This is a genomic window from Pedobacter hiemivivus (genome assembly GCF_004331685.1).
Taxonomy (GTDB): Bacteria; Bacteroidota; Bacteroidia; order Sphingobacteriales; family Sphingobacteriaceae; genus Pedobacter; species Pedobacter hiemivivus.
Window position 1 is genome coordinate 1 of the sequence record NZ_SJSM01000045.1, and the last position, 9,392, is coordinate 9,392.

The 9,392-nt window shown below is 39.2% G+C and carries 8 protein-coding genes and 1 pseudogene; 5 read left to right on the forward strand and 4 right to left on the reverse strand.

Going from position 1 to position 9,392, the window contains the following annotated elements; translation table 11 throughout:
- Both EZ444_RS26830 and EZ444_RS26835 read left to right on the forward strand, forming a co-directional pair.
- Positions 1-254: transposase (locus EZ444_RS26830; RefSeq protein ID WP_165503669.1), on the forward strand; the 254-nt coding region annotated here is incomplete at its 5' end.
- Between the two features lie 451 nt (positions 255-705).
- Complete coding sequence (locus tag EZ444_RS26835) at positions 706-1,347, forward strand: DUF6266 family protein (RefSeq protein ID WP_131612981.1); 642 nt, start codon at positions 706-708, stop codon at positions 1,345-1,347.
- A gap of 244 nt (positions 1,348-1,591) precedes the next feature.
- Here the strand turns inward: EZ444_RS26835 and EZ444_RS26840 are convergent, their stop codons facing one another.
- From EZ444_RS26840 to EZ444_RS26850, 3 genes are all read right to left on the reverse strand, one after another.
- Complete coding sequence (locus tag EZ444_RS26840) at positions 1,592-2,068, reverse strand: OsmC family protein (RefSeq protein ID WP_131612982.1); 477 nt, start codon at positions 2,066-2,068, stop codon at positions 1,592-1,594.
- Between the two features lie 62 nt (positions 2,069-2,130).
- Complete coding sequence (locus tag EZ444_RS26845; RefSeq protein ID WP_131612983.1) at positions 2,131-4,674, reverse strand: phosphocholine-specific phospholipase C; 2,544 nt, start codon at positions 4,672-4,674, stop codon at positions 2,131-2,133.
- Between the two features lie 229 nt (positions 4,675-4,903).
- Positions 4,904-5,725, reverse strand: coding sequence for an SMP-30/gluconolactonase/LRE family protein (locus EZ444_RS26850; RefSeq protein WP_131612984.1), 822 nt, complete (start codon positions 5,723-5,725; stop codon positions 4,904-4,906).
- A 278-nt stretch (positions 5,726-6,003) separates the two neighbouring features.
- Here EZ444_RS26850 and EZ444_RS26855 point away from each other — a divergent pair, with 278 nt between their 5' ends.
- From EZ444_RS26855 to EZ444_RS26865, 3 genes are all read left to right on the forward strand, one after another.
- Positions 6,004-7,149 (forward strand): glycoside hydrolase family 88/105 protein, encoded by a 1,146-nt coding sequence (locus EZ444_RS26855; protein ID WP_131612985.1) that lies wholly within the window; start codon positions 6,004-6,006, stop codon positions 7,147-7,149.
- A gap of 89 nt (positions 7,150-7,238) precedes the next feature.
- Positions 7,239-8,522 carry a PQQ-dependent sugar dehydrogenase gene (locus tag EZ444_RS26860; RefSeq protein WP_131612986.1) on the forward strand — a complete coding sequence of 428 codons (1,284 nt, stop codon included), beginning with the start codon at positions 7,239-7,241 and terminating at the stop codon, positions 8,520-8,522.
- Between the two features lie 10 nt (positions 8,523-8,532).
- Positions 8,533-8,982: a c-type cytochrome gene (locus tag EZ444_RS26865; protein WP_131612987.1), complete on the forward strand. Its 450-nt coding sequence runs from the start codon at positions 8,533-8,535 to the stop codon at positions 8,980-8,982.
- Positions 8,983-9,175: 193 nt separating this feature from the next.
- Here the strand turns inward: EZ444_RS26865 and EZ444_RS27545 are convergent.
- A pseudogene (locus EZ444_RS27545) lies at positions 9,176-9,392 on the reverse strand (hypothetical protein); the annotation flags it as partial.

Genomic DNA, 9,392 nt, shown 5'->3' on the forward strand with positions numbered 1-9,392 from the left:
CAGATAAAGTCTTCGCCTTGGCGAGATTGGCCAAATGGCATGAAAAAGTACGGCAAACGGGATTCAAGTCTTTTAATACAATTGCCAGGTCCATACAGAACCATTATCAGACTATATTGAACTACTTTGATAACAGATCTACTAATGCTTCCGCGGAATCTTTTAATGCAAAAATAAAGGCTTTTAGAAATCTGTTTAGAGGTGTGAAAAACATAGAATTCTTCCTGTATAGACTAACTCAATTGTATGCTTAAAATCCAAAAATTCACGCCTGCTCCACAACTTTTGGGATTGATCCCATATCAGGACGAACAAATCAAAGTTCATTTTGAAAAATGTGTCAAACACAAAAGTTCATACAAAAAAATCAAAATCGATCAATCAAAAAAGTTAACAATTGTTAACGAAAACAGACTTTCTATTACATAACCAGAATGTTACAACTAAAGAATTTCACACTGAAAATTTCTTTTTAGTTAACCACCTATAGGCAGTCTGCAACCCCTATTTACCCGGACATTACCCGGACATTACTCGGACATTACCCGGATACTACTTGGCTGGATTCGAGTAGTGTCCGGTTAACAGCCGAGTAACATCCCTTAATACTTGGTAAAGTAAATTACCTCAAAGTACAATCGGCTAAAAACATGTGAATTGACAATCAGCATCTTAGTGCATACATTAGGAAAAAAACGAAAAATTATGGCAAGAATTAATAATGGTATTTTAGGTGGCATTCAGGGTAATGCAGGTCCAGTAGAAGGCTATGTAAGATACGGGGTAGCCTATGTTAGGGGAAAGAAAAGAAAACGTACCACTCCCCCAACCCCAAGAGAAAAAATTCAAAGAAAGAGAATGGAAGTAGTGAATAATTTCACCAACAGTATGACGGATTACATTCGAATAGGTTTTGAAGAAGCCGCCGAAGGTCGGCCCATCACGCCCAACAATGCTGCCAAATCCTATCAACTACTACATGCACTACATGGTGAATACCCTAATATCAGCATTAATTACGCTACCGCACGTTTAACTCAAGGAATCCTTGAGCTGCCCCTCAACCCAGAAGCAACAGCCGAAGGTAATGGCGTTCGTTTTAACTGGACTTACAACACCGCATTAAACTGGAGCAACAGAGGAGCACGAGTAATGGTATTGGTTTATGCCGAAGAAACAGGAAAATCATTTTACCAATTTATTGGCGCCAGAATCACAGAAGAGACAGATTTTTTAGAAATGCCGACAGAAGTAAAAGGCTTACAACTTCATGCCTATATGTCTTTTGTTGCTGATGACAGAAGAAGTATTAGCAATAGCATATACCTAGGTAACCTTATTATTTAAATCCCTAAATCATTTATAGATTATCTTATTTAGATTGAACTCTTCTGTTCATATCTCTATGCCACTGTATTTCCACGATCCTGTTGCATGTATAATGGCAAATTCAACACCATCCCAATCACTTTTCGTGTTGGCTCTAATCAATACATGCTCAGTTGGTTTCCTTGACTTTTAGGGTTACTACAAAAAAAGATGTGGTGATAAAGGAATAAAAGAGAAAACTATAATATTGCAGAACGTAGCATTAGCCGCGTTCTACAATACTTTTTGGGTTATGTTTAATTGGGAAATTACAAGAATTGGCTATAAAGCACATCTTATGTGCCTGATCATGCAGTGAATTAGCCTTTTCAATTTGGCTTTCATCTGTGATCACCACTACCGGATTCAGCACAACTTCATTGAAATGGCCACTTCCATCTGAGTTTTCTGTCATCTTACCTATTGGCGTATCCTTATAATCCATCACAATGATTTCATTTTGAGAGCATAAATGCAGATACCATAACATGTGGCAAGACGATAAAGAAGCTAGTAAAAGATCCTCGGGATTATGCTTTGTTTTATCACCAAGAAATGCAGAGTCTGAAGACCCCGATATATCAGGTTTATTGTCAATCGAAATGATATAACTTCTGTCGTAAGACCTGTAATCCATTGTCCCCGAGCCTTTATTGCCCGCCCATGTAAGTGTCGCTTGATATTGATGTTCTTTAGCCATAACTAATCGCTCTTTATTGTTTCTACCAATTTAAACAAACTTATTTATCATTGACAAATAATCTATACAATTCCACCCATCACCGGATCGCTAAAACTGGCAAGTCCATTTTCAACCCTTCCAGCATACCTTTGCTCAAAATGATCTACTCCCACAACCAGAAGACTAAAATCATACCAGCCATGGCTTCGTTTTAAATCCAGCACAAGTTCTTGGGTACCGCCCGCAGCTATTTTCTTTTTAACATCATTATTGTGGTAGCCCTGATCTTTAATCGAGAGCTCATAGGCCTTAGAACCGTTATTTACCAATTTCAACAACACATTACCCGTCAGCCTACCACTTGCTTCATTACGTTCGTATGTACATAGCGCTACCAAGCCCGGATTATTACTTGTTCCTTTAAATTCACGATAATAACCATTCGGTCCGTTTACCCTAAGGTGATACTTTCCTCCGTCAAAGGCATCAAGTGGCCAACTATAAGCTAAAGTATCGCCCGCTTTAACCGCAAATGACCAGTTTCTACAAACCTGAGCACCGATATCAGTCGATGAGTCAGTAAACTTCGCAGGTGCATAAACTGTGAACGGAGCACCAGAAGCATTCTTACCGAAAACAGTATTCCCTGCTTTTAATTTTATTTCAAAATTCTTCCCATTATCCTGCAATTTGCCATCTACATACAATTCATAAGGTAAGGCACAAGAAGGACGAATGCCTTTCTCTTGGCTCGACATCAATCCACTAGCCTGCGGATTTGCGGCAAACGTAGTCAAGTCAGCATCGGTTATCTTTTTAAATCCTGATGGATCACCTTTAAACTTGGCATTATAAATGGTTTCAACCATATTATTGCGGTCAAGAAAATCGATTTTATCCACTTTTTCGCCATTAAAAGGAGTAAATACCGAAGTCAGGTCACCACATATCGTTCTACGCCATTCGCTGATGTTATCAATTCTGATATTTTTATTGAGTTTCTTAGTGAAAAATGTTTCCAGAAACTGCAAGGTCGAAGTATGGTCAAAAACCTCCGAGCAAACCCTACCTCCTCTGCTCCATGGCGAAGCAATCAGCATAGGCACTCTAAAGCCCAATCCAATAGGCGCTTCCCTTGCTGCCTTTTCCGGGATTCCCTGTTTCAATTCATTAGCCAACCGCACATGCTCTACTTCTGTATCAATTCCTTTCGAAACTAAACCCGTTCCTGGAACTTTAGCATCTGGAATAGAGAATGGCGGTACGTGATCATAATAACCATCATTCTCATCGTAAGTAGTGATAAAGATGGTCTTTTTCCACACTTCAGGATTCTTGGTCAGGATATCCATCACCTCAGAAACGTACCAAGCTCCATACCACGGTGCACTTGGATGATCAGAAAAGTTCTGCGGACCGGCTAGCCAGGAAACAGCAGGTAATTTACCTGTATTTACATCTTTTCTGAATTGATGCAAAATATCGCCCTTAGGAACTGTAACCTCCCTTTTAGTATTTCCGTCATTGTAACTTAATGTAGTAATACTTCTGTAATCCGGATCACCAGAGTTGGTCACAAAAGCACTTTTAAACAAAGTCTTTTGTCGATCAGATAATTTATCATACTCCTGCTGACTCCATTTTTTTAATTCAGAAGCCGCATTATCCAGCGCTTCCATTTTCTTTTTCAGATCCGCATTTATCTTTTTAGCAGCAGCATCACTCGAAGGACTCGCCTCCTGCAGTTTATTTATTTCTCCTGGAAGTGTTTCTACCAGTTTTTGCAGATTTTTAACATATCTAGATGAGAACTTCACATTATAAGCAGCAAAAAACTCTAATAAATTACAGCCAAAGTTGCCTAACCAGGCACGTTCCTCACCTTTATATCCACCGCCACAACTTAAATCATTCTGATAAAACTTCCAGGCGATATGATTTTCTTCCAGCAATTCGGGGAAAGCCTTCCATGGCAATTTTCCATAACTAAAATCGTCATTTCTGATGTTTACTTTTTGCAGTCCATCTAGATCATAACTAATCTTACCCGTCCAAAAGAAAGATCGGTTAGGTGTGGTACTGGTCATGCCCGAACAAAAGTTCTGATCACATACCGTAAAGGCATCAGCCATTGCATAATTAAACGGCAAATCTTCGCGGGTATAATGACCTAAAGTTAAAGGCATATCACTATACTTTTTATTTCCCGATTTCTTGGAAGTTAACCACTTATCGTATTTCCCACTGTTATAAGCATCAACCTGACTAGCCCGGGAGTGCGGCAAATCCCCCGTCCAGGTAACTTTAGAATCTTTAATATTTAAACGAAACGGAGCATAAGTATCTCCAAGCGCATCAGTTTGCATCCATACCGGTTTTTGGTTTGGAAGTGTGATGGCGCGAGGATCATTAAATCCCCTTACACCTTGCAGCGTACCAAAACAATGGTCAAACGACCTGTTTTCCTGCATTAGAATAACAATATGCTCGGCATCAAGAAAGCTACTCCCCAACTTTGGATCAATAGCCAGCGCCCGCTGTATAGATGCTGGGAGCATAGTAGAAAGCCCTGCAGCACCGGATAATAACAATGATTTTTTAATAAATGCTCTTCTCGATTCCATAATTTAAACTTGTGTGTTACCGGTTGTATCATTAATCGCGTCGTCATCCTGAATTTATTTCAGGATCTCGAACATCCCATTCAAGACCTGCTTAAGCGAGATCCTGAAATAAATTCAGGATGACGAAACGCATAAAGAATAGCATAAATCGATTAATGATACAGCCTGTTCTAATTTCAAGTTTTTAAATTACGAATCTGAGCACTTAATATGAACTCTTTGTTAAGAATTATTTAAGCTGGTAGGCCATAACTGTCTTTTTGTAAAAAGTAGGGATATATAAAATCTTTTTAACCGGATCGTACCCTAAATCAGCGGTATTCTTTTTCTCTAAATGCGTGTCCAACAACAAATCATATTTACCATCAGCATACATATAATAAACATAACCACCCCAACTGGTTAACAAGAAATCACCATTTCCCACAGGCTCTAAACCATCAATACCATTGGGCAATTCAGCAAGTTTCGTCATATTCTTTTGCACGTCAGCTTTCCATATGGTCTTTCCTCCTGCAATGAATAAATCATCACCAATAGCCTTTAAGCCATTCACACCATTTATATTTTCCATATATAAGGTCGGTTTGTTATTTTCTATTTTATGAATGCGTTTGGTTCTTGAGTCCGAAACATATACAATCCCCTTATCACTCACCGTAATGTCATTCAAAAACTTTGCGCTATCTATTGGTATTTTCAAGGTCACTTTCCCTTTTGCTATATCAATTACCACCACATCAGTTAAATCAGCAGCATACACCACATTCCCAATTCTTGCCAATCCTTTTGGCGAGTTTAATCCTGTTACCCAGTTCAGATCAATCACTTTGCCATCCACTCCGATTTTAGCTACCCCGCCTATGCCATCCTTATCATTAGGGTTATTACCCATCACCGAAGTATACAGTATTTTACTTTTTGTATCAGGCAATACCGACTCGGGAAGGTTAACTACGCTATCAGTTTCCCAAAGCTTTTCTAGACGGTGTTGCGCCTTCGCGTTTACAGATAAAGCAATTATAAAAGCCAAACCAAGATACTTCTTCATACAATGTTAATTTTAAGGTTAAACTGTGAGCATTTAAATTAAATCAGTATTTCAAAACACTAATTTACTAATGCAATTGAATAATAATAGGATAAAAAATACTGTCCCAATTTAGCTAAGTTCTAAGTGATCTTACCATTAAGCCGGAATTATAGCTCAAAATGCAGCAATACGGCTCCACCAGCAATTCGCACATTTTTAAAGCTTCAAATTAAAGCTAACTTTAATTTGCACAATCAACAAAACATTAAACCAAAGCTCATTACAAAGCAATAATTATGAACAAAAACTCTATTTTAGGTATTGCCTGTCTAGCCTCCGCCCTAACTGTAATGGGGCAGGCCAACCTTTATGCCCAGTCTAAGGATGCTGATTTAAAAAACTGGCCAAAAGGAGCTTCACCAAAAGAAGTTGGGACAAAAATAGCTTACCACTTTAATGAAACCCCACATACCAATTTTAATAGGCCTGGCCCACCAAAGGTGATCACCTATCCAGAAACCTGTACTTGGTATGGCGCATTAACTTTTGCAAAAGAAAACAAAGACAATAAGCTCGTTAAAAAATTACAGGAGCGGTTTGAACCGCTATTTGGTGTCGAAGCTAAAATGATCCCTATACCTGACCATGTGGATTATAGCGTATTTGGTTCAGTTCCCTTGGAGTTGTACATGCAAACTAAAGAGAAAAAATATCTGGACTTAGGTCTTTCTATAGCAGACAAACAATGGGGACCACCTGAAGGGCCAAGAGTGGTAAAAGAATCACAAGGTTATTATGATCAAGGCTATACCTGGCAAACCCGTTTATGGATTGATGATATGTTTATGATCACCGCTTTGCAAGCTCAGGCCTACAGAGCTACAGGCGATCAAAAATACATAGACCGTGCTGCTAAAGAAATGGTTCTTTACCTGGATCAATTGCAAAAACCTAACGGACTATTTTATCACGCACCTGATGTCCCTTATTATTGGGCGCGTGGAGATGGCTGGATGGCTGTAGGGATGGCAGAATTGTTAAGGTCGCTACCAAAAACAAATCCTAACCATGCCAGAATCATGAAAGGCTATAAGGACATGATGGCTTCCCTGCTTAAATACCAAGCTGAAGATGGCATGTGGCGTCAATTGATTGATAAACCAGAATCATGGCCAGAAACTTCAGCAACAGGCATGTTTACTTTCGCCATGATCACAGGTGTGAAAAATGGCTGGTTGGATAAAGAGCTGTATGGTAAAGCAGCACGTAAAGGATGGCTTAAATTGATCACTTATATCAATGAGAACAACGATATTACAGAGGTGTGTGAAGGCACAAATAAGAAAAACGACTTGCAGTATTATTTAGATCGTAAAAGAAATATTGGCGATTTACATGGACAGGCCCCGATCCTTTGGTGTGCAACTGCTTTATTACGTTAACTTACGAGAAAACCGGCATAGAAATGATAATTTTATATAGTCAATTATAAAATTGGCTGGGCTTCTTAACCTTTTAAACAAAACAACCAATGAAAAAAATACTGTTAATACCAGTTTTACTTAGCGCACTCGTATTTTTCACCCTTTACGCATTTAAAGACATCTCAGCTTTGGGTGGTCCTAAGCCAGATGCAGACAATGTAGGCTTGAAACTACCAGAAGGGTTTGGTGCTTTAAAAGTGGCTGATATAGGTGCCAAAGCAAGGCATATCGTGGTAACGCCTCAAGGAACGATCTATATAAAACTAGCCCGAGTGAAAGATGAAAAGGGAATCATTGTGCTTAAAGAAAACAGTGATGGCAGAGCCCAAATCACTGGGGGTTTTGGAAACTATGGCGGTACCGGCATTTATATGAAAGATGGGTATTTGTATGCTTCTTCAAACAAAGAAGTATTTAGGTATAAATTAAACGATAAGAACGAGGTAATTGACCCAAATAATCCTGAAATCATCGTTAAAGGCCTAAAAATGGGCCGTCAACACGAAACAAAATCTATTGTCCTGGACAATGATGGAAACTTATACGTAAACATTGGTGTGCCTTCAAACTCTTGTCAGGTACAAGATCGCGGCTTAAGATCTCCGGGTATCCCAGGATGTCCATTACTAGATTCAGCAGCAGGAATCTGGCAGTTTAAAAAAGACAAACTAAACCAGAGCTACAGCGAAGGTGTACGTTATGCTACAGGATTAAGAAACGTAGTAGGCTTAGACTGGAATCAACAAAATAACCAGCTATATGTGATGCAACATGGCCGAGATAACCTGAATAGCTCTTGGCCAGAGATCTACGACACTAAAGAATCTGCTGAATTACCAGCCGAATGTTTGTATGCTTTAAAAAAGGGTGACAATGCGGGCTGGCCATTTATGTATTATGATGGCTTACAACACAAAAAAATTGTAGCTCCTGAATACGGTGGTGACAAGAAAAAAGAAGCTGATCCTAAATATCTTGATCCGGTAGTTGCTTACCCTGCGCATATGGCGCCTAATGGACTGCTATTTTATACAGGAAACATGTTCCCTGAAAAGTATAAAAATGGAGCCTTCATCGCTTTCCATGGTTCATGGAACCGCGCACCTGAACCTCAAAAAGGTTTCTTCGTAGTTTTCCAACCGTTTAAAAATGGTAAACCATCGGGCGACTGGGAGATTTTTGCGGATAACTTTGCCGGTACACCAGAAAAAGCATCCATGAATAAAGCAGATCACCGCCCATGCGGACTTGCACAAGGCGCCGACGGCTCTCTTTACGTAACTGATGATGCTAAAGGAACAATCTACCGCATCGTTTACAACAAAAAATAATAGAACTAGCATGAAAAGAGTTTTAATGATCTTATTGATCTTAACAACAGGTGGAATAAAATTATCTGCTCAGACAAAAGGGAAAAAAGCGCCTGCGGCAAAGCCTAAGGTAGTGACGGGAGCAGTAATGGCCAACGGAAAGAAAATATACGGTCAGTATTGCTTAGCCTGCCACATGGCAGATGGTGCCGGTGTTCCAAACATGAATCCACCACTTACTAAAACATCCTATGTATTGGGCGATAAAACGAGGCTGATCAACGTAATCCTCAATGGACTTGCCACTGGCGAAGAAATTGACGGAGAAACTTATACCAATATCATGCCTCCTCATAATTTCCTAAAAGACCAGGAAATTGCAGATGTACTGTCATTCGTTAGAAACAGCTTTGGCAATAAAGCAGGGGGAATTTCAGTAGCAGAGGTAAAAGCCATCCGCGCTAAAAACACTAAGAAGTAATGCGTCAAGTTAATATTTTAAAACCTGCCCTAGCCGGCAGGTTTTTTTATGCAATCGTCATCCTGAATTTATTTCAGGATCTCAAATATGTTATTAAAAACCTGCCTAAGCGAGATCCTGAAATAAATTCACTGTTGTCCGGAGAAAATGATAAAACACAAAAAAAGCGGCTTAATAAATCATTAGGCCGCTTTTATATTTTAAAATTGATTTCAAAGCCCCCAAAGCTAAGCTGATTAGTTTTAAGTGCTACAGGTAACTTATCTGGGTCGTTTAAAAAAGTGAAAAGATTAATGTAACTCATCAGATGTAGTCTTATAATTGAACTAAGGTTCGAGAAAGACCATTTTCTTTTAAGCTGCACTTGAATCAGTTTGACCAGTAAATCAGATATAAACGCACACCATATC